At 68.8% G+C, this 23,923-nt stretch carries 27 protein-coding genes and 1 tRNA gene; 13 read left to right on the top strand and 15 right to left on the bottom strand.

What is annotated here, in order from left to right; translation table 11 throughout:
* Positions 1-46 precede the first annotated feature (46 nt).
* Positions 47-304 carry a DUF3263 domain-containing protein gene (locus BEP68_RS16015; protein WP_053097256.1) on the bottom strand — a complete coding sequence of 86 codons (258 nt, stop codon included), beginning with the start codon at positions 302-304 and terminating at the stop codon, positions 47-49.
* Between the two features lie 9 nt (positions 305-313).
* Positions 314-1,306, bottom strand: a complete 993-nt coding sequence (locus tag BEP68_RS16020; protein ID WP_053097259.1) for a DUF2332 domain-containing protein — start codon at positions 1,304-1,306, stop codon at positions 314-316.
* A 69-nt stretch (positions 1,307-1,375) separates the two neighbouring features.
* Here BEP68_RS16020 and msrB point away from each other — a divergent pair, with 69 nt between their 5' ends.
* Both msrB and BEP68_RS16030 read left to right on the top strand, forming a co-directional pair.
* The gene (gene msrB, locus BEP68_RS16025; protein WP_056279902.1) at positions 1,376-1,780 is read left to right on the top strand and encodes a peptide-methionine (R)-S-oxide reductase MsrB; all 405 of its coding nucleotides are present in this window, start codon (positions 1,376-1,378) and stop codon (positions 1,778-1,780) included.
* Positions 1,777-2,325, top strand: coding sequence for a nitroreductase family protein (locus BEP68_RS16030; protein ID WP_187250557.1), 549 nt, complete (start codon positions 1,777-1,779; stop codon positions 2,323-2,325). The genes msrB and BEP68_RS16030 overlap by 4 nt, the downstream gene beginning before the upstream one ends.
* Positions 2,326-2,330: 5 nt before the next feature.
* On the opposite strand, the gene BEP68_RS16035 is transcribed toward BEP68_RS16030, so the two are convergent.
* Positions 2,331-3,272 carry a DMT family transporter gene (locus BEP68_RS16035; RefSeq protein ID WP_056279900.1) on the bottom strand — a complete coding sequence of 314 codons (942 nt, stop codon included), beginning with the start codon at positions 3,270-3,272 and terminating at the stop codon, positions 2,331-2,333.
* 75 nt (positions 3,273-3,347) lie between these two features.
* On the opposite strand from BEP68_RS16035, the gene BEP68_RS16040 reads away from it, so the two are divergent.
* From BEP68_RS16040 to BEP68_RS16065, 6 genes are all read left to right on the top strand, one after another.
* Complete coding sequence (locus BEP68_RS16040) at positions 3,348-4,001, top strand: SOS response-associated peptidase family protein (RefSeq protein ID WP_187250558.1); 654 nt, start codon at positions 3,348-3,350, stop codon at positions 3,999-4,001.
* Between the two features lie 4 nt (positions 4,002-4,005).
* Positions 4,006-4,389 carry an MmcQ/YjbR family DNA-binding protein gene (locus tag BEP68_RS16045; RefSeq protein ID WP_056279896.1) on the top strand — a complete coding sequence of 128 codons (384 nt, stop codon included), beginning with the start codon at positions 4,006-4,008 and terminating at the stop codon, positions 4,387-4,389.
* Positions 4,390-4,492: 103 nt separating this feature from the next.
* On the top strand, positions 4,493-5,404 hold the full coding sequence (locus BEP68_RS16050; RefSeq protein ID WP_187250559.1) for an ABC transporter ATP-binding protein: 912 nt from the start codon (positions 4,493-4,495) through the stop codon (positions 5,402-5,404).
* Complete coding sequence (locus BEP68_RS16055) at positions 5,401-6,210, top strand: ABC transporter permease (RefSeq protein WP_053097273.1); 810 nt, start codon at positions 5,401-5,403, stop codon at positions 6,208-6,210. Before BEP68_RS16050 ends, BEP68_RS16055 begins: the two co-directional genes overlap by 4 nt.
* A gap of 40 nt (positions 6,211-6,250) precedes the next feature.
* Complete coding sequence (locus BEP68_RS16060; protein ID WP_187250560.1) at positions 6,251-7,516, top strand: sensor histidine kinase; 1,266 nt, start codon at positions 6,251-6,253, stop codon at positions 7,514-7,516.
* A complete protein-coding gene (locus BEP68_RS16065) occupies positions 7,513-8,205 on the top strand; it encodes a response regulator (RefSeq protein ID WP_187250561.1) in 693 nt (230 codons plus the stop codon). The genes BEP68_RS16060 and BEP68_RS16065 overlap by 4 nt, the downstream gene beginning before the upstream one ends.
* Before the next feature lie 26 nt (positions 8,206-8,231).
* On the opposite strand, the gene BEP68_RS16070 is transcribed toward BEP68_RS16065, so the two are convergent.
* The 3 genes from BEP68_RS16070 to BEP68_RS16080 all read right to left on the bottom strand — a co-directional run bounded on the left by BEP68_RS16070 (position 8,232) and on the right by BEP68_RS16080 (position 10,358).
* Positions 8,232-9,185, bottom strand: coding sequence for an aldo/keto reductase (locus tag BEP68_RS16070; RefSeq protein ID WP_056279890.1), 954 nt, complete (start codon positions 9,183-9,185; stop codon positions 8,232-8,234).
* A gap of 88 nt (positions 9,186-9,273) precedes the next feature.
* Positions 9,274-9,346 (bottom strand) — tRNA-Thr (locus tag BEP68_RS16075).
* A gap of 43 nt (positions 9,347-9,389) precedes the next feature.
* Complete coding sequence (locus BEP68_RS16080) at positions 9,390-10,358, bottom strand: DsbA family protein (protein WP_187250562.1); 969 nt, start codon at positions 10,356-10,358, stop codon at positions 9,390-9,392.
* A 230-nt stretch (positions 10,359-10,588) separates the two neighbouring features.
* Here BEP68_RS16080 and BEP68_RS16085 point away from each other — a divergent pair, with 230 nt between their 5' ends.
* Positions 10,589-11,692, top strand: coding sequence for an ABC transporter ATP-binding protein (locus BEP68_RS16085; RefSeq protein WP_053097292.1), 1,104 nt, complete (start codon positions 10,589-10,591; stop codon positions 11,690-11,692).
* 81 nt (positions 11,693-11,773) lie between these two features.
* Positions 11,774-13,078: a DUF4032 domain-containing protein gene (locus BEP68_RS16090; protein ID WP_053097294.1), complete on the top strand. Its 1,305-nt coding sequence runs from the start codon at positions 11,774-11,776 to the stop codon at positions 13,076-13,078.
* Positions 13,079-13,080: 2 nt separating this feature from the next.
* Here BEP68_RS16090 and BEP68_RS16095 read toward each other — a convergent pair whose 3' ends face one another.
* From BEP68_RS16095 to BEP68_RS16120, 6 genes are all read right to left on the bottom strand, one after another.
* Positions 13,081-13,722, bottom strand: a complete 642-nt coding sequence (locus BEP68_RS16095; protein ID WP_072591608.1) for an NAD(P)-dependent oxidoreductase — start codon at positions 13,720-13,722, stop codon at positions 13,081-13,083.
* 11 nt (positions 13,723-13,733) lie between these two features.
* Complete coding sequence (rlmB, locus tag BEP68_RS16100; protein ID WP_053097298.1) at positions 13,734-14,741, bottom strand: 23S rRNA (guanosine(2251)-2'-O)-methyltransferase RlmB; 1,008 nt, start codon at positions 14,739-14,741, stop codon at positions 13,734-13,736.
* The gene (gene cysS, locus BEP68_RS16105) at positions 14,734-16,137 is read right to left on the bottom strand and encodes a cysteine--tRNA ligase (RefSeq protein WP_056279887.1); all 1,404 of its coding nucleotides are present in this window, start codon (positions 16,135-16,137) and stop codon (positions 14,734-14,736) included. The genes rlmB and cysS overlap by 8 nt, the downstream gene beginning before the upstream one ends.
* A gap of 61 nt (positions 16,138-16,198) precedes the next feature.
* Positions 16,199-16,789 (bottom strand): short chain dehydrogenase, encoded by a 591-nt coding sequence (locus tag BEP68_RS16110; RefSeq protein WP_056279884.1) that lies wholly within the window; start codon positions 16,787-16,789, stop codon positions 16,199-16,201.
* Positions 16,790-16,880: 91 nt separating this feature from the next.
* Positions 16,881-18,080 (bottom strand): 2-C-methyl-D-erythritol 4-phosphate cytidylyltransferase, encoded by a 1,200-nt coding sequence (ispD, locus tag BEP68_RS16115; protein ID WP_222839486.1) that lies wholly within the window; start codon positions 18,078-18,080, stop codon positions 16,881-16,883.
* 73 nt (positions 18,081-18,153) lie between these two features.
* Positions 18,154-18,636, bottom strand: a complete 483-nt coding sequence (locus tag BEP68_RS16120) for a CarD family transcriptional regulator (protein WP_053097304.1) — start codon at positions 18,634-18,636, stop codon at positions 18,154-18,156.
* A 136-nt stretch (positions 18,637-18,772) separates the two neighbouring features.
* Here BEP68_RS16120 and BEP68_RS16125 point away from each other — a divergent pair, with 136 nt between their 5' ends.
* Complete coding sequence (locus tag BEP68_RS16125; RefSeq protein WP_187250564.1) at positions 18,773-19,309, top strand: DNA modification methylase; 537 nt, start codon at positions 18,773-18,775, stop codon at positions 19,307-19,309.
* A gap of 91 nt (positions 19,310-19,400) precedes the next feature.
* On the opposite strand, the gene BEP68_RS16130 is transcribed toward BEP68_RS16125, so the two are convergent.
* Together BEP68_RS16130 and BEP68_RS16135 are read right to left on the bottom strand one after the other, a co-directional pair.
* Entirely contained in the window at positions 19,401-20,084 is a 684-nt protein-coding gene (locus tag BEP68_RS16130; RefSeq protein WP_053097307.1) for a response regulator transcription factor, read from the bottom strand.
* Complete coding sequence (locus BEP68_RS16135; RefSeq protein ID WP_187250565.1) at positions 20,081-21,298, bottom strand: sensor histidine kinase; 1,218 nt, start codon at positions 21,296-21,298, stop codon at positions 20,081-20,083. Before BEP68_RS16135 ends, BEP68_RS16130 begins: the two co-directional genes overlap by 4 nt.
* A 221-nt stretch (positions 21,299-21,519) precedes the next feature.
* On the opposite strand from BEP68_RS16135, the gene phoU reads away from it, so the two are divergent.
* Positions 21,520-22,218, top strand: a complete 699-nt coding sequence (phoU, locus tag BEP68_RS16140; RefSeq protein WP_053097311.1) for a phosphate signaling complex protein PhoU — start codon at positions 21,520-21,522, stop codon at positions 22,216-22,218.
* Between the two features lie 61 nt (positions 22,219-22,279).
* Here phoU and BEP68_RS16145 read toward each other — a convergent pair whose 3' ends face one another.
* The gene (locus BEP68_RS16145; protein WP_187250566.1) at positions 22,280-23,029 is read right to left on the bottom strand and encodes a phosphoglyceromutase; all 750 of its coding nucleotides are present in this window, start codon (positions 23,027-23,029) and stop codon (positions 22,280-22,282) included.
* A 60-nt stretch (positions 23,030-23,089) separates the two neighbouring features.
* Here BEP68_RS16145 and BEP68_RS16150 point away from each other — a divergent pair, with 60 nt between their 5' ends.
* Positions 23,090-23,914 carry a class I SAM-dependent methyltransferase gene (locus BEP68_RS16150; RefSeq protein ID WP_053097315.1) on the top strand — a complete coding sequence of 275 codons (825 nt, stop codon included), beginning with the start codon at positions 23,090-23,092 and terminating at the stop codon, positions 23,912-23,914.
* Positions 23,915-23,923 lie beyond the last annotated feature (9 nt).

The following is a 23,923-nucleotide window of genomic DNA, read 5'->3' on the forward strand; positions in this document are numbered from 1 at the left end:
CTCTGTATCCGCATCGAGCGCCGTCGGCGCGTGGCGGACGCGCGAGTCAGCCGACGAAACCGGGCGTGCGAGCGGCTCTCTGGAATGATCTCGAGTCGCGGATGCGCCGCAGCCGACGCACCAGCATCGGGTCGTACTCGAGGGCGGCCTCCGACTCGATCAGACGTCCGAGGAGCTGGTAGTAGCGCGCGGCGCTCATACCCAGCTGGGCCCGGATGGTCTCCTCTTTCGCGCCGCCGTGGCGCGGCCACGCGGTCTCCAGCGCGAGGATCGCACGATCGCGCTCGCTCAGCTCTCCCAGCATGAGATCAGATTAGGTCGCCGCCCCGCCGATTCCGGCACGCCACTCCCACCATCGCCCGAGTGGGTCGGCGGCTGCGCGCACCTGCCCGTCGAGCGCCACGACGAAACCGGGCCACTCCGCGGCGACGACGGGCGGATCCCAGGCGTCGAGGAGCGCGGGAGGGTCGATGGTCAGCCAGCGCGCGCCGAGTCCGCGGATGCGGTCGACGAGGGCTTCACGGGCCTCCCGGGGAATGTGCACCAGCACGCCGGGAGTCGTGACGACGAGGGCGGCGTCGCGGGGCGCCTCGGCGGCGAGCTCGTCGATCTGCTCGAGCGCGTCGCCTGCGACGAGGTGGGGAGGGGCGGATGCCGCGATGTCGAGCGCCGCCGACACCCGTTGCTCGCGCCCCTCCTCCCCCGGCCACACCAGACCCAGCAGCCAGCGCCGGTCACGCTCGTCTCGCGCGTCGAGCGGCGCGAGGTCGATGCCGGCTCGCCACACCACATCGGGCATCCGCATCGGCGGGAGGGCTCCGTCGACACGGCTTTCAAGGATCACGGTGGAGGGGCCGTCCGCGGGGTCGAGCGACGCGCGCAGCCGCCCGTCCGCGCCCACGAAGCGATACGAGTACCTGTCCGGATAGAGGCACAGTCCTGCGGAGGCTCCGACCTCGAGCAGCGCGATCGGGCCGTCGATCTCCGACAGCGCGGGCAGAAGCGGCGCGAGACGCAGAGGTTCGTTCGTCTGCAGGCGCCGGCCGCTGCACTCGGCCACGATCTCATCGGCGCGCGCGATCACGAACGACCGCCAGGCGCCGTAGCCGACGAGGCCGGCGCCCAGCATCCGTGTCACCGCGAACACGAGCGGGGGCTGCCGTCTGTTCTCCGGAATTCGCGCGAGCACGCCCTGTACCTCGGAGTCGGCGGCGACACCGTCGGCCCACTCGACATACAGGTCGCTGCGCCCCGGCGCCTCCTGCTCGGCGAAACGCGCGTAGCGCTGCTGCACGGCATCCGTCATGGATCCATTGTCTCGTGGCGCCGAGCGCCTCTGAACGCGAGAGAATGGATCAGACCCCCAGGAGGACCGATGTCGTACAGCGTGGACAAGACCGAAGAAGAGTGGCGCGAGGAGCTCGGCGAGGAGCAGTACGCCGTGCTGCGCGAAGCCGCCACCGAGCGCGCCTGGACGGGCGAGCTTCTCGACGAGGGCCGAGCGGGCCTCTACACCTGCGGCGCCTGCGGTGCCGAGCTGTTCAAGAGCGGCACGAAGTTCGACTCCGGATGCGGCTGGCCGAGCTTTTACGAGTCGATCCGCCCCGACGCGGTGCAGCTCATCGAGGACACGACGCTCGGCATGGTGCGCACCGAGGTGCGCTGCGCGAACTGCGGCTCTCACCTGGGCCACGTCTTCCCCGACGGATTCGGCACGCCCACCGGCGACCGCTACTGCATGAACTCGATCGCCCTGAACTTCACACCCGAAGAGTCGTGAACGCCCTCGAGGCGGTCCGCGCACGGCAGTCCTGGTCGAAGGTGACCGACGACGCGCCGTCGCGCGATGAGCTGCTGACGCTCGTCGCCGCAGCGGGTCGTGTGGCCGATCATTCGTCGCTGCGCCCGTGGCGTCTCATCGAGCTCCGCGGGTCCGACCGCGAGGTGCTCGGCGCGGCGATCGCGAAGGCGGAGGGTGACAAGTCCCCGTCGACCAAGCCTCTTCGCGCTCCGCTGCTGATCGCCGTGGTCGCCAGCTATCGCAAGAGCGACAAGGTTCCCCGGTGGGAGCAGGAGGCGGTCGCGTCAGGCGTCGCCCACATGCTCAGCCTGCTGCTCGACGAGGCCGGCTGGGGCGTGCTGTGGCGCACCGGACGGTACACGCGCTCGAAGGCCATCGCGAAGGCTCACGGCATCGGCAAGAACGAAGAGCTGCTCGGCTGGCTGTATGTCGGCGGCAAGCCGCAGGGCAAGAAGCCGGGCCGCCGCAAGCCGGTCGACGCCCGGGCACTCGTGACGCGGATGCCGCAGCCGAAGAACAAGTAGCGCGCTCAGCTGCGTCGACGCCGCGGGAGTGCGACGACCACGGATGCCACGGCGACGATCACCATGCCGACGATCTGCCAGAGCGCCGGCCCCGCGGCCGCGGGCCAGATGAGGTCGATGATCACCGACGTGGCGAGCTGACCGAGCACCGAGCCGAGGCCCATCAGCAGCACGCCGGTATGCGCGACGATGAAGGCGCCGAGCAGGATGTACGCCGCGCCGAGGAATCCTCCGAGGTACAGCCACGGCTCGGTCGGCAGCGCATCGGGCACTCCTCGCACGGCGATGCTGATGCCCGCGGCGGCCAGCAGCGCGACGGTGCCGGCGATGAAGCTCATGAAGGTGGCCGCGAGGGGCGACCTCACGCGCTGAGCCAGCCTGCCGTTGGTCGCCGCCTGCCAGGCGATGCCGACACCTGCGGCGAACGGCAGCAGCAGCATCCAGAGCGGGGCGGTGGCCAGCACGTCCCCGCTCAGGGAGATGCCCACTGCGGCGAGCGCGAACGCGCCGCCCAGCACGCGTCCCGGCGTGATCGCGACCACTCCCGCCGGGCCGAACCCGATCCTGTCGAGGACGAGGCCGTGCAGCGTCTGTCCCGCCACCACGCCGACCGTGAACAGCGAGACGCCGAGCACGCCGGCGGTGATCCCCTGGGTCGATACGGTGAGTGCGCCGCAGGCGCCGCCGAGCAGCATCCAGAACGGGATGGTCCGATCGCGGATGCCGCCGCGCAGTCGTCCGACGCCTCGACGAGCCGAGGGAAGGCAGACGATCACGATCGCCAGGGCTGCGAGTCCCACGGAGAACGAGATGAGACCGGCCGCGATGCCATTGTCGATCTCGACGCCCAGCACCCCGTTGATCCGCGCCTGGACAGCCGTCATGACGCCGATCGCGACCGCTCCGCCGAGCGCGAGGGGCGGGGAGAGACGACGAACCTGGGTCACCTGTCGACCCTAGCCGAGCGAGGATCCTCCTCCCGCAGCGTGCACGATGTCCGTGGCCGGGCGTACCCTGACGGCATGTGCGCGAGCTACGGACTTGACCCCCGGTTCACCGACACCGAACTCCTCGCAGCGGCCGACGAGGCCGTGCTCGACGGGCTCCGGGAGTGGGCTGAGCAGAATGCCCGCGAGACCGTTCGCCCCACCGGCAAGAACCTCCGCAATCTCAATCCGATCGTGGTCCAGCCCGACACCGCTCCGACGCTCGAGCCGGCGTGGTGGGGATTCCTCATCAACGGGGAGCCGTCGAAGTTCCCGTCGATCAACACCCGCTCCGAGCGGCTGCAGGAGCGCCCCGGCGGATTGAAGGGTCGCGCGCTCGTCCCTGCGACCAGCTGGTACGAGATGAAGAAGCCCGAGCGCGTGTGGCACGAGTTCCTCGTCGACGAGGGTGCCCTCTTCGGGATGGCGGCGGTCACCCAGAGAGGTCGCACCGCCGACGGCGAGTCCTTCACCTGCTACTCGATCGTGATGCGCCCGGCTCCTCCGCACCTCGCGGACGTGCACGACCGGATGCCGCTGCTGATCCCCGCGTCCCTGAGTGAGGAGTGGCTCACCGCCGAGCCCACGAAGGACATCATCGACGAGGCGCTGCTCGCCGCTGCGACGCTCGACGAGCGCGTGCACGCCGCGCCGCGCGCGAGCGACAAGGGCGCGGATCGGCTGTTCTGAGCTCATGGATTCGACGAATCTCGTCGCCACCGCGGCGGAGCGTGCAGAGGAGCTGCCGGGCGCGGCGCGGGAGAACCCGTTCGGTCCCGAGTGGGACGTGTACAAGGTGCGCGGACGCGTGTTCCTGCTGATCCCTCTCGACCAGACCGGGAGGGTCACGCTCAAGTCGCACCCCGACGACTCGGTCGCATTGCGCGAGACCTTCGCCGACATCGTCCCGGGGTACCACATGAACAAGAAGCACTGGATCACCCTCATGCCGGGGCCGTCACTCGACGAGGAACTCGTGTCCGAGCTGGTCACGGAGTCGTACCGTCTGGTGGTCGAGAAGCTCCCACGCGCCCAGCGGCCCGTGGATCCCGACCTGTTCGGGCGCCCCTCGTCCTGACGATTCCGCACCGGCCATCCACCGTGAGGATGACCCGCTGCCTCCGGGGAACGGTACCCAGGGAGGACGCGCGGGCTGCGGCGCCGTCGATAGCGTCGTAGACATGATCACAGCAGAAGGCCTCACGAAGAGATTCGGAGAGAAGACAGCCGTCCAGGACGTGTCGTTCACGGTCAAGCCGGGCACGGTCACCGGGTTCCTCGGTCCGAACGGCGCGGGAAAATCCACCACGATGCGCATGATCGTCGGCCTCGACCGGCCGACGTCCGGCACCGCGACCGTCGCCGGCCGGGAGTACCGGAAGCTTCGCGCCCCGCTCACGGAGGTGGGGGTGCTTCTCGACGCGAAGGCGGTGCACACCGGCCGCACCGCTCGCAATCATCTGCGTGCGATGGCGGCGACCCACGGCATCCCCGCGTCGCGCGTCGACGAGGTCATCGACCTGGCGGGCATCGCGCCCGTCGCCCGCAAGCGCGCCGGGAAGTTCTCACTCGGCATGGGGCAGCGGCTCGGAATCGCCTCGGCCCTGCTCGGGGATCCGCACACGCTGATCCTCGATGAGCCTGTCAACGGCCTCGACCCCGAGGGGGTGCGATGGGTGCGACAGTTCGTGCGCCATGCGGCGTCCGATGGGCGCACGGTCCTGCTGTCCAGCCACCTGATGAGCGAGATGGCGCAGACCGCCGATCACGTGATCGTGGTGGGCCGGGGCAGAGTGCTCGCCGACGCTCCGCTCGAAGAACTCGTCCGCGCCTGGACGACGAACACCGTGCGCGTCCGCACGCCCCGCGCTGCGGATCTGGCCACAGCGGTCGGCGGCCCGTCGGTCGAGATCGTGAGCTCGGCTCCCGATCTTCTCGACATCGTCGGCCTGCCGGCCTCCCGCATCGGCGACCTCGCCGCTCGACACGGCATCCCCCTGCACGAGCTCACCCCGACCACCGGGTCGCTCGAAGACGCCTATCTGGCGCTCACCGGCGACTCGGTCGAGTACCGCACGAAGGAGATCTCATGACCGTCCAGGCTCCTGCCCGCACGCGCCAGCACGTCGACACCGGACACCGCCTCACGTTCGTCCGCGCGATCCGCGGCGAGTGGATCAAGCTCTCCACGCTTCGCTCCACCTGGTGGTCCATCGGCATCGCCGCAGTGCTCACCGTCGGCATCGCGGTGCTCATCGCTCAGGCGATCGACCTGCCGGGCTTCGACCCCATTCAGGCCGTGGTCATGCCGATCCAGTTCACGATGCTGCTCGCGGGCATCCTCGGTGCGATCTCCGTGACGGGTGAATACTCGACCGGAATGATCCGCTCGACGCTGGCAGCCAACCCGAAGCGCGGCTCCGTGCTCGCCGCCAAGGCCGTCGTGATCGCGGTCTTCCTGTTCGTGTCGTCTCTGGTGATCTTCTCAGCCGCAGCTGTCGCCGTCTCCGCGGTCGTCGCGTCGCGCGATCAGAGCATCGACTGGTCCGATCCGGCGGCATCGCTCCTTCCGATCGTCGTGTCGTCGCTTGCCATGTCCGTCTTCGCTCTCATCGGCGTCGCATTCGGCTTCATCCTGCGCTCGGGCGCCGGAGCCATCGCCGCGACCGTCGGCCTGCTGTTCGTCCTGCCGATCGTCGCGAGCTTCTTCACGATCGCCGGCGACGCGTGGACGTGGCTCCTCGAGACCGCGAACTACCTGCCGGTCGCCGCCGCTCAGAGTGCGATCCTTCCCGAGGGAGCCGCCCTCGAGGGCCCGGTCGCGTATCTCACGCTGGCCGGCTGGGTGGCTGCGGGCATGCTCGCCGCCTGGGGCGTGCTCCGCACCCGCGACGCGTGACCGAGAGCCGACCGATGACCGATCCGCGTAGAGTCGGCCGGTGACCACCCCGATCAGCCGCAGCACCTCAGTCCGCGAGGACGAGGGGCTGCGGCTGCCGCGTCCCCCCGGCGTCCTACGCCGTTTCTGGGCGCGGCATCCGGTGGTCGCCGACGTCGTCATCACGATCCTGTGCCTGCTCCTCTCCCTCGTTCCCGCTGGTGCGATCACCCGCGATCTTCCGATGCCCCTCGCCATCGGCGTGGCGATCCTGGTCCCCGCCGCGGTGGTCGGCACCTGCGCGACTCTGCTCTGGCGGCGCAGACACCCGCTGGTGCCGTTCGTGGCATCTTTCGCACTCGAAGCCCTGTTCCTCTTCGCGCTTCAGCCGATCGGCGCTCCTGTCCTGCTGGTCAGCTGCTACTCGCTCGCCGTGTACCGCTCGTCGCGGGCGGCGTGGACCGGCTTCGGCATCGCGATCGCATCGCTCGCGGCGCTCGCCGGTGCGCTCACCCTCACCGGCGTCATCACTCTGCAGATCGCCGCGAACGCCGTCGTGATGTCGCTGGTCCTCGGGCTCATCGGCACTTTGATCGGTGTGAATGTCGGAGGACGCAAACGCTACCTGGCTGCGGTGATCGACCGCTCCCGCCAGCTGCTCGTGGAACGCGATCAGCAGGCCCAGCTGGCCGCAGCAGGCGAACGCGCCCGCATCGCCCGCGAGATGCACGACATCGTCTCGCACTCGCTCACGGTGATCGTCGCCCTGTCCGAGGGCGCAGCCGCGACACCGGATCCCGTGCAGGCGCGAACGGCGGCGTCCTCCGCCGCCGAGACGGCTCGCAGCGCGCTCACCGAGATGCGCGCGATGCTCGGAGTCCTCCGCGCCGATGATTCGCCACTCCCCCTGGCACCTCTCGAGCCGACGCCACCGCAGGAGACGGTCGCAGTGGCGCAACGCGCCGGTTTTCCGGTGACGCTCTCCGTCACAGGCACCGCCTCGATCTCCACCGCTCTGTCGCATGCGCTCGGCCGCATCGTGCAGGAAGGCGTCACGAACGCCATGAGGCACGCGCCGATGGCGACGTCGATCGAGGTCAGGCTGATCTACGCCTCGGATTCGGTGATCGTCGAGATCCTCAACGACGGCGTCTCCGGCCCTGTCGGCACGACCGGGTTCGGCCTGCGCGGGCTCGTGGAACGTGCCGCGCACTCGGGCGGCACGATCACCTCTGAACCCGTCGAACGCGGTCGGTGGATGCTGCGCGCCGAGCTGCCTGTGTCGCCCGCCGATCCTGCTGACCTCGAACCGAAGGATGCACCATGACCGAGCCGATCAGGCTTCTCCTCGTCGACGATCAGGCTCTCATCCGCGTCGGCTTCCGGATGGTGCTCGACGCCGAGGCCGACATGGTCGTGGTCGGCGAGGCCGCGGACGGGCATGACGCGATCGTCCAGGCGTCCGGACTCCGTCCCGACCTCGTGCTGATGGACATCCGGATGCCGGGGCTCGACGGGATCGCGGCGACCGAGGCCATCGTCCGCGAGAATCCCGACACCCGTGTTCTGGTGCTCACGACGTTCGATCTCGACGAGTACGCCTTCGGGGCGATCCGCGCCGGCGCGAGCGGATTCCTGCTGAAGGACGCGCAGAGGCACGAGATGATCTCGGCGATCCGAGCTATCCACCGCGGTGACGCGGCCCTCTCACCGCGGGTCACGCGGATGCTGCTGGAGCATGTGACCCCGACGCTCGGCGCGACACCTGCAGCGTCCGCCACTGTGACCGAGGACCTGACGGCAGACCTCACCGACCGCGAGCGCGACGTCTTCGTCGAGATCGCGCGCGGCCTCACGAACGCGGAGATCGCTCAGGCGCTGTTCGTCAGCGAATCCACCGTGAAGACGCATGTCGGCAGGATCCTGTCGAAGCTGGGATCCCGCGACCGCATCCACCTGGTGATCCTGGCTCACAGGATGGGTCTGGTCGACGGCGGCCTGTCCTCGGGCTCCTAGCAGGGCCGGAGGACAGGCCGACAGCCTCAGGCCTTCGCCGGTGTCCACTCGGAGACGCGGTTCAGCGTCTCGATCTCGTCCTCGCGCAGTTCCAATCGCGCTCCGGCGAGAAGGTCAGGAACCTGCTCGACCGTCCGAGCACTCGCGATCGGGGCGGCGACCGTCGGCTGAGCACGCAGCCACGCCAACGAGGTCGCCGCGATCGAGGCGCCGTGGGCGTCGCCGATCTCCTCGAGAGCGTCGATGATGCGCAGCCCCGCCTCCGTCGCGTATTTGGCCGCACCGGAGGCGCGCGGCGAGGTCTGACCCTCGACGGCCGTCGAACGGTACTTGCCGGTGAGGAATCCGCTCGCGAGCGAGTAGTAGGGCACCAGGCTCAGACCGAACTCCTGCGCCACCGGGATGATCGTCTCCTCGACGTCGTTGCGGTGAACGAGGTTGTAGTGGGGCTGCACGGCGACGGGCGACGCCGATCCCGTGCGACGGGCGATCTCCACCCACTCACGGATGCGCTGCGCCGTGTAATTCGACACCGCGACGTTGCGTACGAGGCCGTCTGAGACGAGCTCGCCGAATGCGGTGACCGTCTCCTCCAGCGGCACGGTCTCATCGTCGAAGTGCGCGTAGTAGAGATCGATGGCGTCGACGCCCAGTCGGGCGAGCGATGCCTCGGCGGCCCTGCGCACGTTCGACGCCGACAGCCCGGAGAACTCCGGGTGCTGGCTCACCTTGGTCGCCACGATGACGCCTTCGGGCTTGCGTGACGCGAGCCACTCACCGATGATCGTCTCGCTCTCGCCGCCCGAGTTGCCCGGCACCCACGAGCTGTACCCGTCTGCGGTGTCGATGAAATCGCCACCACCCGCCACGAAGGCGTCGAGCACGGCGAAGGAGGCATCACGGTCGGCCGTCCAGCCGAACACGTTGCCTCCGAGCGAGAGCGGGAAGACGTCTAGGTCACTGTTTCCGATACGAGTCATACCGGGGAGAACGTGTGCTCTGCTCGCACTATTTCCCGTGTGACGATCTGTGTCGTCGAGGGAGGTGCGGATGCGATCCGCTGGACGGTGCCGACTACAGGACTCGAACCTGCAACCCCCGTATTACAAGTACGGTGCGCTACCAATTGCGCCAAGTCGGCGGACACCCCCCCAGCTTAGCGATGGGCGGCGGGCACCGACGAACTACGGCGCCGGGGTCTCCGAGGGTGCGGGCTCCGTGGTCTCGGTCGGCGCGGGAGTCGGAGTCTCGGTGGCGTAGTACGCGTCACTTGCGACCGTGAGCACGAACTGCGAGAACTCGCTCGGGTCGTCGAGGGCGCCGACGTAGGCCTCGCCGTTCACGACGATCATGGGCGCGGCAGTGAGCACGAGGTCGTCCGAACCGACGAGCGGGCCTTCCAGCGCACGGGACGTGGCTTCCTTCGCCCAGGTGACGTAGTCCTGATCCTCGATGCACGACCGGACGCTCTTGACGTTGTCCGAGCCGACCGCGCCGGCGATGTCGGCCAGCTGAGAATCGGAGAAGCCGTCGGTGTTCACCTCGGGCTGGTCATCGAGCAGGTCGTGGTTGAACGCGTAGAACTGTGCCGGCGAGTGCGTCGCGACACAGGCCGCGGCCGCCGCCGAACGCAGGGAGTACTTGGTGCCGTTCGAGCTCGCGGTGAGCAGCGCGACCGGGTGGTAGGTGACCGTCGCCGCACCCTCCGAGATCCAGTTGACGAGCTGGCGCGCGTTGGCGCGCTCGAATTCACCGGCATCCGGCGACAGGTAGTCGACGTAGATGTGGATGTCGACCGTGCTCGACGTGGTGGGCTGCGGGGTCGGCGTCGTCTCGCCACCCGCCTCGGTCTCCTCCGGGCTCGGAGGCGCGACCGTCTCGTCGGACATCGCGGACGCGCTGATGTCGGAGACGAGGATGCCGTCGTCGTTCATCCCGCCCGGGGTGAGCTGCGGCTTCGAGACCTGTGCAGAGACGGCGAGCGTGATCGCGGTGCCGATGGCGCCGACGGCGACGACGGCGATCGCGCCGAGGATGATTCGTCGCATCACGCGCGCCCTCGACTGCTGGGCATGCACCTTCTGTGCCTTCTCCCGCACGACCTCACGCGAATTGCGAGGGCTGGGGACGTTCGGCGTCTCGTCGCTCGACATCGTTCCTCTAGACAGTCTCAGGGGGGGCAGGGTGGCCCCGGACGCCACTCGGGCGGCGAACGCCGCGTTAAGCGGCCGAGATCGATGTTAACCAGCCAGGCTGAGAAATACCCAGATGCACGGGCATCTGCCATACTGATCCCGACCCGATGAGGGGTCACGGCGGATCGCTCCGCCGCTCTATCACTACGGATCGTCCGGCACGTACCTGCCGGTGAAGGAGAAACACAATGGCATCTGTGACTTTCGACGAGGCCACCCGCCTCTACCCCGGCGGAACCCGCCCGGCTGTCGACAAGCTCAACCTCGAGGTCGCTGACGGCGAGTTCCTCGTTCTCGTCGGCCCGTCCGGCTGCGGAAAGTCCACCTCGCTGCGCATGCTCGCCGGCCTCGAAGAGGTCAACGCCGGCCGCATCCTCATCGGTGACCGCGACGTCACCGACGTGCCGCCGAAGGACCGCGACATCGCGATGGTGTTCCAGAACTACGCGCTGTACCCGCACATGACGGTCGCCGAGAACATGGGCTTCGCGCTCAAGATCGCCGGCGTCGGTAAGGAAGAGCGCGCCAGCCGCGTGCTCGAGGCCGCGAAGCTGCTCGACCTCGAGGAGTACCTGACCCGCAAGCCGAAGGCCCTCTCGGGTGGTCAGCGTCAGCGTGTCGCGATGGGTCGCGCGATCGTCCGTCAGCCCCAGGTCTTCCTCATGGACGAGCCGCTGTCGAACCTCGACGCCAAGCTCCGCGTCCAGACGCGCACGCAGATCGCGTCGCTGCAGCGCCGCCTCGGCGTCACCACGGTCTACGTCACGCACGACCAGACCGAGGCTCTGACCATGGGCGACCGCATCGCCGTGCTGAAGGACGGACTCCTCCAGCAGGTCGGTTCGCCGCGTGACCTGTACGAGAAGCCCGAGAACGTCTTCGTCGCCGGCTTCATCGGCTCGCCCGCGATGAACCTGTTCAGCGCAGACCTGGCAGACGGCGGCGTGCGCTTCGGCACCGAGGTCGTCCCGCTCGACCGCGACACCGTGGGCCGCGCCAACGGCTCGCAGGTCACCGTCGGCGTCCGCCCCGAGGACATCACCGTCGGCCCCGCCGACGGCAAGGGCCTCTCGGTCGTCGTCGACCTCGTCGAGGAGCTCGGCGCTGACGGCTACCTCTACGGTCACACCGAGATCAACGGCAAGCGCGCCGACCTGGTCGCACGTGTCGACGGTCGCAGCCACCCCAACGCCGGTGAGACCGTCACCCTCGCGGCGAACGCGGGCCACGTGCACGCGTTCGACATCGAGTCGGGCGTTCGCCTGAACGACAAGCCGATCGTCTCCGCCTGATCGGACCCACTGACGCGGCGCGGGCTGACTTCGGTCGCCCGCGCCGCTTCTTTCTTTTCCGCCCCCACACACTGGAGAGACATGCAGGATGCGCTGCGGATCACGGCGAGCTCGATCGACCCGGCCCTGCTCGCCCTCCCCTGGTCGACCCCGCTCGGCAAGTGGCCGTCCGAGCAGATCGTGTCGCTCCCCAAGGGGCTGTCACGGCATCTGGTGCGCTTCGCCGACCTCTCGGGCAAGGTCGTCGCGGTCAAAGAGACGACCGATGAGATGGCGAGGCGCGAGTACGAGATGCTCGGCAACCTGGCCAGGCTCGATGTGCCCTGCGTCGACCGCGTCGCCGTGATCGCGGGGCGATCGGATGCCGCCGGCGAGCCGCTCCCCGCCGCGCTCGTCACCTCGCACCTGCGCTTCTCCATGCCGTATCGCGCCCTCTTCACCCGGGTGCTGCGCCCCGACACGGCGAATCGCCTGGTCGACGCCCTCGCGGTGCTCCTGGTGCGTTTGCACAACGTCGGCTTCTACTGGGGCGACGTCTCGCTCTCGAACACGCTCTTCCGCCGGGACGCCGGCGCTTTCGCGGCCTACCTCGTCGACGCCGAGACCGGTGAACTGCACGAGGAGGGGCTCACCGACGGGCAGCGCCTCTACGACCTCGACCTCGCCCGCACCAACATCGCCGGGGAGATCATGGACCTCGCGGCCGGCGGACGGCTCGAGCACGGCGTCGACGCGGTCGCGATCGCCGACGGCATCGTCTCGTCGTACCACTCGCTGTGGGCGGAGCTGACGGTGCAGGAGTCCTTCGCCGCGGCGGAGACCTGGCGCATCACGGAGCGCGTCGAACGCCTCAACGCCCTCGGATTCGACATCGACGAGATGTCGATGTCGACGACCTCCGACGGCACGGTCGTCGAGATCCAGCCGAAGGTGGTGGATGCCGGACACCACCAGCGCCGCCTGATCCGCCTCACGGGCCTGGACGTCGAGGAGAACCAGGCCCGCCGCCTGCTCAACGATCTCGACGAGTTCCGTGCCCGTTCGACCAAGCAGTGGGTCGACGAGGAGATGTACGCGCACGAATGGCTGACCCGCGTGTTCGAGCCCGTTGTGCGTGCGATCCCCTGGGAGCTGCGCGCCAAGCTCGAACCCGCGGAGGTGTTCCACCAGGTGCTCGAGCACCGGTGGTATCTCTCTCAGGCGCAGGGACGCTCAGTCCCGCTCGCCGAGGTCCTCACGAGCTACATCAACGAGGTGCTGCGCCACCGCCGCGACGAGGCGACCATCATGGGCCCGCCCACCGAGACGATGAGCCTGCCCGTCATCACAGGCACGCACTCCGTCGCCGATGACGACGACGAGGTCGACTGGCGCGACCTCGTCTGAGGTCAGTACCCGACCGTGAAGCGTCCGCGACGGTGCACCGGGCGCTCGATCTCGTCGACCACCGCGACCGCGAAGTCCGCCCCCGAGATGAAGGACTTGCCCTCGGCGTCACGCACGAGCACATCTCCACCATCGCGATAGTGACCGGTGCGCTCACCCTCGGCCCAGGGTCCGAAGACCTCGGCCGGGTGGATGAAGAACCAGTCCAGCGACCGGTCCGTGCTCTGGAGCAGTGCGAGCGAGTCGATGCCGACCTGTGCCTCGTGCTTGTACTCCTCAGGGAAGTCGAGGTCGAAGAGGCGCGGGCCCTCCGGGGCGACCAGGCTTCCACCGGCGCCGCCGACCACGCCGAGACGGGTGCTCGTATCGGCGAGCTCCGCGATGACGTTCGTCAGCGCCTCGAGCACGCGGTCCGCCATGTCGCCACGCGGCGAGAGGGCCGAGACGACGGCATCCGCTCCGTCGAAGGCGTTCGCGAGCGACGAGGCGTCCAGCGCCGAGCCCTGCACGTACGAGGCGCCGTCGACAGCATCGGTCGGCGTGCTGCGTGAGATCGCGATCACGTCATGGCCGCGGCTCACCGCCTCGGACACGATGTGGCGTCCGGCGTAGCCGGTTCCTCCGAGCACGACGATCCGAGCCATGACCTTCTCCCCTACTTCTTCGCGTTGCGGATGGACGACACCTGGTAGAGCGCGACCGAGGTCGCGATGCCGGCGTTGAGCGATTCGGTCACGGCCGAGATCGGGATCGACACGATCTGATCGCAGGTCTCGGCGACCAGACGCGAGAGGCCCTTGCCCTCTGAACCGGTCACGATCACGACGGGGCGGTCCGCCAGCTGGAGCTCGGGCAGCAGCACGTCGCCGTCGCCGTCGAGGCCGAGCACGAACACGCCCTGCTTCTTGAACTCCTTGAGCTGCGTGGTGAGGTTGGTCGCCAGTGCGACCGGCACGCGTGCCGCAGCACCGGCACTCGTCTTCCAGGCTGCCGAGTTCACACCGGCCGAACGGCGCTGAGGCAGGATGATGCCGTGTCCGCCGAACGCACCGGTCGAGCGGATGATCGCGCCGAGGTTGCGGGGGTCGGTGATGCCGTCGAGGGCGACGAACAGCGGGACCTCGCCCTTGTCGATGACGGCCTCGAGGAGGTCCTGCGGGTGCGCGTACTCGTATGGCGGCACCTTGACGGCGACGCCCTGGTGGACTCCGTCGAAGCCGGCCATGCGGTCGAGCTCCTGACGCGTGACCTCGAGGACCGGGATTCCGCGGTGGGTGGCGATCGACAGCATCTCCTTGACGCGGTCGTCCATCTCGACGCGCTGCGCGATGTAGAACGCCGACGCGGGGATCTTCGCCCGGAGAGCCTCGAGCACCGAGTTGCGGCCGGTGACGACCTCGACCTCAGTGGTGTTGTCCTTCGCGCGGGCCGAGCGGTTCGGGTTTCCGCCGGACGTCTGACGCTGCCCCGGCTTGCCCTTTCCACCCGATGCCGCATAGCGCTCGGCCGCGGCCTTGCGCTTGCCCGCCGGGTGCCAGGCGCGATCCTCCGCCTTCGGGGTCGGTCCGCGGCCCTCGAGGGACTTGCGTCCGAGTCCGCCGGTGCCCTTGGTGGGGCCCTTCTTCTTGCCGTTGCTTGCGCCGGGGCGCTGTGGCTTAGCCATCGATACTCCAATGAGTTCCGGCCGGAGAGTCCTCCAGCGTGATTCCTGCCGCGGCGATCGCATCACGGATGCGATCGGCCGCCGCCCAGTCCTTGTCAGCGCGCGCCTGCGCGCGCTGGGTGATCATCGTCTGCACGAGCGCGTCGAGAGCAGAGGCCTGCGCATCGCCCGTCGACGCGACACCCACGCGCTCGAATCCGAGGACGTCGAGCATCGCGAGCACCTCGCTCCTCGCCGTCCCGGCGCCGTCGGCATCACCGGCGTCGAGCGCCGCATTGCCCGCGCGCACGGTGTCGTGCAGGACTCCGAGCGCCTGCGGGATGCCGAGGTCGTCATCCATCGCGGTGGCGAACGCCTCGGGCAGCGACGTGCGCTCCCCCCAGCCGAAGGTCTTCGGAAGCATGCGCTCTGCGCGCTCGACGAACGTGCGGATGCGGCCGAGTGCCGCCTCTGCCTCGGTCCAGGACGACTCCGAGAGGTCGAGGCTCGAGCGATAGTGCGCGGCGGCGAGTGCGTAGCGCACCACCTGCGGATCCCGCTCCGAGAGCACGTCGCTCGCCAGGGTGAAGTTGCCCAGAGACTTCGACATCTTCTGTCCGCCGACCGTCACGAGGCCGTTGTGCACCCAGTAGCGTGCGAAGCCGTCTCCGGCCGCGGTCGACTGGGCGAGCTCGTTCTCATGATGGGGGAAGCGCAGGTCGAGGCCTCCGCCGTGGATGTCGAACTCGGATCCGAGGTAGCGCTTGGACATCGCCGAGCATTCGATGTGCCAGCCGGGGCGACCTGCGCCCCAGGGCGACTGCCACACGGCATCCGCCTGCTCGTCGGGCTTGGCACCCTTCCACAGCGCGAAGTCCTGCGGGTTGCGCTTGCCGCGAGGGTCGGCATCCTCCGCCGCCTCCATCGCGTCGACGGACTGGTTCGTCAGCGACCCGTACTCCGTCCACGAGCGGACGTCGAAGTAGACGTCTCCGGAACCGTCCGGTGCAGGGTACGCGTGGCCGCGCTCGATGAGGATCGCGATCAGCTCCTGCATCTGCGGGACGGACGCCGTCGCGCGCGGCTCATAAGTCGGGGACAGGATGCCGATGCCGGCATACGCTGCGGTGAACTCCTGCTCCATGCGGTATGCGAGCGCCCACCACGGCTCGACGTCTGTCGCGTTGACGAGCACCTTGTCGTCGATGTCGGTGACGTTGCGCACGAACGTGACGCGGCCGTAGCGGTGAGTGAGCCAGCGCCGCAGGAGGTCGAAGCTCAGCGCCGCTCGGACGTGACCGATGTGAGGGCCGGACTGCACGGTGGCTCCACAGACGTACATCGTGATGTTCTCGGGATCGAGAGGCACGAAGTCGCGCAGCTGCTGTGCGCGGGTGTCGTAGAGGCGGAGAGTCACCGCACAAGCTTACCGGGCGGCGCAATCCGAAGACTGGGTGTGACCCCGGCCCTGCCGCCGCTCAGTCGACCGGGTAGACCTGCCCGGTCTGCACGCCGAGCACGCTCTTCGCGAAGGCCTGCCCCACGCGGTGCGACGACACGGGCACGAAGCCGGGGAACGACGAGTGATACGACGGCGCATCCGCGAGCACCGACGGGCTCACGGCGTTGATGCGGATGCCGCGGGGCAGCTCGGTCGCCGCGGCGACGACGAAGGACTCGATGGCTCCGTTCGCGAGCGACGCCGCGGCGCCGGTGGCGATCGGCTCGCGCGAGAGGATGCCGGAGGTCAGCGTGATCGAGCCGCCGTCGCGCACATACGACGTGCCGATGCGCACGACGTCGAGCTGCGACAGCACCTTGCCGCGGAAAGCCGCTTCGTAGTCGCTCCGGCTCAGCTCGTCGAGCGAGCGGAAGGGCACCTCTCCCACGGCGACGATCACGGCATCGATCTGTCCGACCGAGGCGAAGAGGTGCTCCACCGACGCCGAGTCGGTGACATCGACGGACGGCTCGCTGCTGCGCGACGCCGAGATGACCTCGTGTCCGGCCAACGCGTCGACGGCCGTGCGGCCGACCTGTCCACTGGCTCCGATGACCAGGATCCTCATGCTGCCTCCTCCGGATCGCGCGACGATCGCACGACGTTCTCCGACAACGAGCGCGGATGCTGAGACATTCCCGCGCAATCCGCGACGCCTGTCAGACCGCATGCACCATCGCGACTGCCGTCACCGCGATCCCCTCGCCTCGCCCGGGAAACCCGAGTCCGTCGGTCGTGGTCGCCGTGACGGAGACCGGCGCGCCGCCGAGCGCGGTCGACAGGACCTGCTCCGCCTCCGCGCGTCGCGTGCTGAAGCGCGGTCGATTGCCCTGGAACTGCGCCGAGACGTTGCCGATCGCGAAACCGGCCTCGGTGAGGATCTCCCGGGTGCGGGCGAGGAAGACGTCCGCGTGTGCGCCGGCGTACTCGGGGTGTGCGGTGCCGAAGTGCTCGCCGATGTCTCCGAGCCCTGCAGCGCCGAGCAGCGCGTCCACGATCGCGTGAGCGACGGCGTCGCCGTCGGAGTGCCCGGAGAGCGCCGGCTCCCCCGGCCACTGCAGGCCGGCGAGCCACAGGTTCCCGTCTCCGCCGAATGCATGCACGTCGGTGCCGAGGCCGACCCGGGGTCCCGTCCACGTCGGGGCGAGCTCGGGTGCCGGAACGGCGACAGCCGCCAGCAGCTGGCGGGCGCGCTCGAGGTCGGCGGGCGTGGTGATCTTGAATCCGCTGGGCGAACCCGGGATCTGACGCACGAGATGTCCGGCGGCGGCGAACAGCGCCGCATCATCGGTGTACTCGACGTCCGAGCCGCTCGCAGCATCGTAGGCGGCCTCGAGAAGGGCGCGCGGAAAGCCCTGCGGCGTCTGCGCTGCCGCGAGCTCGGAGCGATCCACCGGCGCGATGACCGCGTCTCCGTCGACCCGCTTGAGCGTGTCGACGACGGGGAGCGTCGGGATGACCCCTGTCTCGCCGTCGATCGCCCGGGCCACGGCGTCGATCACTTCCGGCGGGGTCAGCGCGCGCGCCGCGTCATGCACGAGAACTCGCGTGATGTCTCCCCACAGGGCCTTCAGACCGGCGGCGACCGACTGCTGCCTGGTCTCTCCACCCATCACGACCCTTCCGAGGTCGACGCGATCGCCGGCCGCAGCACGCACCTCGGTCTCCGCGTCGCCCTCGAACCCTGCGGGGGCGACCACGATGACCTGGGCGGGCGCCGCCGCGAAGACGCCGTCGAGCGCGTGGCGGAGGATCGAATGGCTGTCGATGCCGACGAACGCCTTGGGCGCTCCGGCATCCAGTCGCGTGCCGGAGCCGGCGGCGACGACGATGATCGCGGTGTCAGGGACGGGAAGCATGCTCACCAGGTTCACGTTACCGGCGCGCACGAAAAAAGGCGGATGCCGAAGCACCCGCCTTGTCTCGATCCGCTCAGGAAGCGAGGACCTCGTCGAGCAGCGCGCTCGCCTTGTCCTCGTCGGTCTTCTCCGCCAGAGCCAGCTCCGAGATGAGGATCTGACGAGCCTTCGCCAGCATCCGCTTCTCACCGGCCGACAGACCGCGGTCCTGATCCCGACGCCACAGGTCACGGACGACCTCGCTCACCTTGATCACGTCGCCGGAGGCGAGCTTCTCGAGGTTCGCCTTGTAACGACGAGACCAGTTCGTGGGCTCTTCGGTGAACGGAGCGCGGAGCACCTCGAACACGTTGTCGAGCCCCTCCCGGCCGATGACATCGCGGACCCCGACCAGATCGACGTTCTCCGCAGGCACCTCGATGATGAGGTCCCCCTGGGTCACGTTGAGCTTCAGGTATTTCTTCGCCTCACCCTTGATGATGCGCTCCTTGACCTCGATGATGGTCGCAGCGCCATGGTGCGGATAGACGACAGTTTCGCCAACCTCAAAAAGCATAAAAACTTGTCCTTTCGGCAACCTCAAGGATACCACAGGGGACATGCGCTAAGGTTCGCGCCGCCGCGTCCTCGGGCGGTGCCCCGCATGCGCATAGAATGGGACGCGGATATCCCGTCGTACCTCAGGAGGACCCGTGAAATCGCGCCTTGTTGCGTCTGCCGCCATCAGCGCCCTCGTTCTTCTGGGCGCGACGGGCTGCACGTTCATCTCGCCGCAGGCGACGACGATCGAATACTCCGCCTCCGACGGCGTCAACGTTTCGGACTCCGACGGTCCCATCGACGTGCGCAATGCCTTCATCGTCGCGAACGAAGACGGATCGGTCGGCAACTTCATCGGCGCCGTGGTCAACCCGACCGCCGACAAGGCGACGCTCACGATGACCGTGTCGGGCTCCGATGAGCCGTTCACCGTCTCCGTGCCCGCGGGCAAGACCGTCAGCTTCGGTGCCGACGAGGAGCCGCTGCGCATCGACGGACTCGACACCATGCCCGGCGCGACCATCGAGATCCACTTCCAGTCGGGCGACGGTGCCGGCACGAAGACTCAGGTTCCCGTTCTCGACGGCACTCTGCCGTACTACGCCGACCTCGTGCCCATGGAGCAGGAGTCGACACCGACGCCCGAGCCGGTCCCCACGGACACGGCTGCCCCCGCTCCGGCGGAGTGAGCCGGCGCATACGCTGACGAAGAGGCCGACACCCTGCGGGGTGCCGGCCTCTTCTCCGTCAAGGGGGCGGGCGTGCCGTCCGACGACTGCGTCAGCCCTCGAAGCGGTACCCGAGACCGCGGACCGTGACGAGCATGACGGGCTCCCCCGGGTTCTCCTCGATGCGGGAGCGTATCCGCTTGATGTGCACGTCGAGCGTCTTCGTGTCTCCGAAGTAGTCGCTCCCCCACACGCGGTCGATCAGCTGACCGCGCGTGAGCACTCGACCTGAATTGCGCATCAGCACCTCGAGGAGCTCGAACTCCTTCAGAGGCATGTTGATCTGCTGTCCGGCGACCGAGACGGTGTGGCGATCGATGTCGAGCGAGACGCGTCCCCCGTCGAGCACGCGCTCGTCGAGCTCGCTGTCGGCCTGGACCACGCGACGAAGGACCGCGCGCATCCGGGCGAGCAGCTCGCGAGACGAGTACGGCTTTGTGACGTAATCGTCGGCGCCGAGCTCGAGTCCGACGACGATGTCCACCTCCGAGTCCTTGGCCGTGACCATGATGATCGGCACAGCCGAGGTCGAGCGGATCTGCCGGCACACCTCGGTGCCCGGCATGCCGGGCAGCATCAAGTCGAGGAGCACGACGTCGGCGCCACGCTCGCGGAAGGCGGCCAGCGCCCCTGGACCGTCCTCGGCGATCTCGACCTCGTACCCCTCTCGGCGCAGCAGGTAGGCGAGCGGGTCGGCGAGGTCGGGCTCGTCTTCGACGAGAAGGATGCGGGTCATGCGTTCTCTCCGTTTCGGACGCGAGCAGCGGCCTTGGCCGCTTTGCGCTCGCGCTTCTTCTTGTTCTTCTGGTCCTTGTCGATGCTCGGGGGAGCGTCGATCCTCGGAAGCCTGATGGTGAAGGTCGAGCCTCGTCCGGGGCGCGACCAGAGGCGTACTTCGCCGCCGTGGCGCTGTGTCGCATGCTTGACGATCGAGAGTCCGAGCCCCGTTCCGCCGGTGCGCCGGGACCGCGCCTCGTCCGCCCGATAGAAGCGCTCGAAGATCCGCTCCCGATCCGCCTCCGCGATCCCGATGCCCTGGTCCGAGACCGCCACTTCGACCACCCCTTCATCGGCCTTCACACCGATGCCGACGCGCGACCCCTTCGGGGAGTAGACGATCGCGTTCGCGATGAGGTTGCCGAAGGCCTCGATGAGGATCTGCGAGTCGCCGCGCACCCAGACTCCGCGATCGCCGCCGCGGGCGAGTTCGACCCCGGCAGAGTCGGCCTGCACGACATGCGCCTCGAGCGCGGTGGCGAGAACCTCGTCGATCGAGACGGGCCGCACATCGGACAGCGCATCGTCGGTCTGCAGTCTCGAGAGACTCATGATCCGACCGGTCAGCTGACCGAGACGTGCGGCTTCGGCCGAGATCCGGGTCGCGAAGTGACGCACCTGAGCAGGGTCGTCGGCCGCCGATTCGATGGCCTCGGCGAGCAGAGTGACGGCTCCCACAGGGGTCTTGAGCTCGTGACTGGTGTTCGCCACGAAGTCTCGGCGCATCTGATCGAGGCGCTCCTGCTCCGTGACGTCGCGGATGATCAGCAGCGTCATGCGCGGACTGATGGCGCTCGCCCGAGCCGACACGAGCCGTGGATCGAGGCTGAGCCCGCCGCGCGTGATGCGCAGCGACTCGGTCGCCGAACTGCCCTCGATGCGTCCGCCACGCACGAGCTGACGCAGCTCGGGGTTCTCCAGGGGTGTGCCCACCTCGATGCCGAACCTGGTCGCCGCCTTCGAGACGGCGAGCACGAGTCCGGAGGAATCGACCACGCATGCCGCATCGTCCATGCTGCCGAGCACGGCGGTCACACCCTCCGGGACCACGAGCGAGGTCTCATCGGCCACGCGCGCCCGCGCACGGTATGCCCAGGCCACGAGAAGGGAGAGGCCGACGCCGATCACGAGGCCGACGGCCAACGCGAGCAGCGCGATCTGCGGCAAGGTCATAACCCCAGCGTAGAGTGCGTTCACCCGCGGATCGGCGGGTTCGCCCGACCCTGAGCCACGGCGAGAAGTACTATTCACGTGCTGGGCACCGTTCGTTAACCTTCGGAGCAGACAATCGCTTTCGGGCCTGTGCGGGAGCGCTGTGCTCTCCTCTCGTGCGAGCGGCCCGGCCGTCTCGCGTTGACACCACAGCCGAGACCCGAACGAAAGGTTGCGCCGACATGCGCGAAGTCTTCCATCAGTCCCTCGAGGACCTGCAGTCCCAGCTCGTGGAGATCGCCGACCTCGTCACGGTCTCCATCGACAAGGCCACCCGCTCCTTCGCCACGAGCGATGTCGAGCTGGCCGAAGAGGTCATCGCCGATGACGCCAAGATCGATGCGCTGGCCGTGGCGCTCGACGAGCAGGCCATCGAGATCCTCGCCCGCCAGCAGCCGGTCGCGCGAGACCTGCGCGTCGTCGTCACCGCGCTGCGCGTGAGCGCCTCGCTCGAGCGCATGGGCGACATGTCCGAGCACATCGCCCAGCTCGCGCGCCTGCGCTTCCCCGAGCGCGCGATCCCGAAGGGCCTCAAGGGCACCTTCACGAAGATGGGCGAGCTGGACGTCGAGATCTCGCGCACGCTCTCCGAGCTGCTGCGAACCCAGGACCTGAAGCTGGCCGACACCATCCGCAACACCGACGACGACATCGACGAGCTGCACGCCAGCGTCTTCGAAAAGGTGCTCAGCGACAACTGGAAGGGCGAGGCCACGGCGACGGTCGACGCGACGCTCGCCAGCCGCTACCACGAGCGCTTCGCAGACCACGCGGTCGCGGTCGCCAAGAAGGTCATCTACCTGGCGACCGGCGACTGGCGCATCGAGGAGGAGGACATCGCCCTCGCGGTCGAGCAGCAGCAGGAGCTCGGCCACGCCTGAGCGCCGATGACACGACGAAGGGGGCGGATGCTGTCAGCATCCGCCCCCTTCGTCTGCGGTGTTACTTCTTGCCCTGCGCTGCCACGGCGGCAGCACCGGCGGCGGCAGCCTCGGGGTCGAGGTAGCGGCCGGGACCGGTGGGGACGTTGTTCTCATCGAGCTCGTACACGAGCGGGATGCCGGTGGGGATGTTCAGCTCGGCGATGTCATCGTCGCTGATGCCCTCGAGGTGCTTCACGAGGCCGCGCAGCGAGTTGCCGTGCGCGGTGACGAGGACCGTCTTGCCTGCTTCGAGGTCGGGGACGATCGCGTCGTCCCAGTACGGCAGCAGGCGATCGATGACGAGCTTCAGCGACTCCGTCCGCGGCACCTCGCCGTCGATGTCGGCGTAGCGCACGTCATTCACCTGGCTGAACTCGCTGTCGTCGTCGAGCACGGGCGGCGGCACGTCGAACGAACGGCGCCACAGCTGGAACTGCTCCGGACCGAACTCCTCGAGCGTCTGCGCCTTGTCCTTGCCCTGCAGAGCGCCGTAGTGACGCTCGTTGAGGCGCCACGAGCGCGTGACCGGGATCCACAGACGGTCGGCCGCGTCGAGCGCGATGTTCGCGGTCTGGATCGCACGGCTGAGCAGCGAGGTGTGCAGCACGTCGGGCAGGATGCCCGCCTCGGCCAGGAGCTCGCCGCCTCGGCGGGCCTCGTTCCGGCCCTGCTCGTTCAGGCGGACGTCCACCCATCCGGTGAAGAGGTTCAGTTCGTTCCACTCGCTCCGGCCGTGACGGAGCAGGATCAGGGTGCGCTTCGAAGTCATGGCCCCAGTTTATCGGCGCAGCCGGACGCGTCCACGCCCATGCCCTGCGAGGATTGACGCATGGCGTCATCTCCCCTCGGTCGGCCGACCCGCGGCACCACCGGGACGAACAGGCTGCGCCGCAACGACCGCTGGATCGCGGTGAGCCCCGCGTTCCGCCGCGCCGCGGATCCGCTCGTCATCGACCTCGGCTACGGCGCCAGCGGGGTGACCGCCTTCGAGCTCGCCACCCGACTGCAGCGCGTGCGAGCGGATGCCGAGGTGCGCGGCCTCGAGATCGATCCGGTCAGAGTCGCGACCGCGACTCAGCAGCTGGTCGAGGTGCAGGCAGGGAACACCGCCTTCTCGCCCGATCTGCGCGTCTCCTTCGCCCGCGGTGGATTCGAGGTGCCTCTGCCTGCCGGGCGGCGCCCCGCGGTGATCCGCGCGATGAACGTGCTCCGCCAGTACGACGAGTCCGATGTCGCCGCGGCCTGGAGCACGATGGCCGGGCGCCTCGCTCCCGAGGGCCTGCTCGTCGAGGGCACCTGCGACGAGATCGGTCGGGTGTCGAGCTGGGTCGACGTCGACCCGACCGGATCGCCGCTCCGGTTCACGATCTCCCTGCGTCTCGCGGATCTCGAGCGTCCGAGCATCGTCGCGGAGCGGCTGCCGAAAGCGCTGATCCACCGCAACGTGCCCGGCGAGCGCGTGCACGCCCTGCTCGTCGACCTCGATCGCGAGTGGAGCCGTGCGGCGCCGTTGTCGACCTTCGGAGCGACGCAGAGATTCCTGGGCGCGGTCGCCGCTCTGCGCGATCAGGGCTGGCCCGTGCTCGGCGTCAAGAGCCGGTGGCGACTCGGTGAGCTCACGCTCCCCTGGGATGCGGTCGCGCCGCTCCCGTGAAGGGCACTG

The sequence above is a fragment of the Microbacterium sp. 4-7 genome, from assembly GCF_014332665.1.
GTDB lineage: Bacteria > Actinomycetota > Actinomycetes > Actinomycetales > Microbacteriaceae > Microbacterium.

Excerpts from the sequence above, each read along its gene's own strand:
- BEP68_RS16110 (WP_056279884.1), bottom strand. The coding sequence starts at position 16,789 with ATGAGGATCCTGGTCATCGGAGCCAGTGGACAGGTCGGCCGCACGGCC.
- msrB (WP_056279902.1), top strand. The coding sequence starts at position 1,376 with ATGTCGTACAGCGTGGACAAGACCGAAGAAGAGTGGCGCGAGGAGCTC.
- BEP68_RS16055 (WP_053097273.1), top strand. The coding sequence starts at position 5,401 with ATGACCGTCCAGGCTCCTGCCCGCACGCGCCAGCACGTCGACACCGGA.
- BEP68_RS16145 (WP_187250566.1), bottom strand. The coding sequence starts at position 23,029 with ATGACTTCGAAGCGCACCCTGATCCTGCTCCGTCACGGCCGGAGCGAG.
- BEP68_RS16150 (WP_053097315.1), top strand. The coding sequence starts at position 23,090 with ATGGCGTCATCTCCCCTCGGTCGGCCGACCCGCGGCACCACCGGGACG.
- BEP68_RS16050 (WP_187250559.1), top strand. The coding sequence starts at position 4,493 with ATGATCACAGCAGAAGGCCTCACGAAGAGATTCGGAGAGAAGACAGCC.
- ispD (WP_222839486.1), bottom strand. The coding sequence starts at position 18,080 with ATGCTTCCCGTCCCTGACACCGCGATCATCGTCGTCGCCGCCGGCTCC.
- BEP68_RS16070 (WP_056279890.1), bottom strand. The coding sequence starts at position 9,185 with ATGACTCGTATCGGAAACAGTGACCTAGACGTCTTCCCGCTCTCGCTC.
- BEP68_RS16045 (WP_056279896.1), top strand. The coding sequence starts at position 4,006 with ATGGATTCGACGAATCTCGTCGCCACCGCGGCGGAGCGTGCAGAGGAG.
- BEP68_RS16020 (WP_053097259.1), bottom strand. The coding sequence starts at position 1,306 with ATGACGGATGCCGTGCAGCAGCGCTACGCGCGTTTCGCCGAGCAGGAG.
- BEP68_RS16090 (WP_053097294.1), top strand. The coding sequence starts at position 11,774 with ATGCAGGATGCGCTGCGGATCACGGCGAGCTCGATCGACCCGGCCCTG.
- BEP68_RS16015 (WP_053097256.1), bottom strand. The coding sequence starts at position 304 with ATGCTGGGAGAGCTGAGCGAGCGCGATCGTGCGATCCTCGCGCTGGAG.
- BEP68_RS16080 (WP_187250562.1), bottom strand. The coding sequence starts at position 10,358 with ATGTCGAGCGACGAGACGCCGAACGTCCCCAGCCCTCGCAATTCGCGT.
- BEP68_RS16085 (WP_053097292.1), top strand. The coding sequence starts at position 10,589 with ATGGCATCTGTGACTTTCGACGAGGCCACCCGCCTCTACCCCGGCGGA.
- BEP68_RS16135 (WP_187250565.1), bottom strand. The coding sequence starts at position 21,298 with ATGACCTTGCCGCAGATCGCGCTGCTCGCGTTGGCCGTCGGCCTCGTG.
- BEP68_RS16065 (WP_187250561.1), top strand. The coding sequence starts at position 7,513 with ATGACCGAGCCGATCAGGCTTCTCCTCGTCGACGATCAGGCTCTCATC.
- rlmB (WP_053097298.1), bottom strand. The coding sequence starts at position 14,741 with ATGGCTAAGCCACAGCGCCCCGGCGCAAGCAACGGCAAGAAGAAGGGC.
- BEP68_RS16095 (WP_072591608.1), bottom strand. The coding sequence starts at position 13,722 with ATGGCTCGGATCGTCGTGCTCGGAGGAACCGGCTACGCCGGACGCCAC.
- BEP68_RS16130 (WP_053097307.1), bottom strand. The coding sequence starts at position 20,084 with ATGACCCGCATCCTTCTCGTCGAAGACGAGCCCGACCTCGCCGACCCG.
- BEP68_RS16120 (WP_053097304.1), bottom strand. The coding sequence starts at position 18,636 with ATGCTTTTTGAGGTTGGCGAAACTGTCGTCTATCCGCACCATGGCGCT.
- BEP68_RS16040 (WP_187250558.1), top strand. The coding sequence starts at position 3,348 with ATGTGCGCGAGCTACGGACTTGACCCCCGGTTCACCGACACCGAACTC.
- phoU (WP_053097311.1), top strand. The coding sequence starts at position 21,520 with ATGCGCGAAGTCTTCCATCAGTCCCTCGAGGACCTGCAGTCCCAGCTC.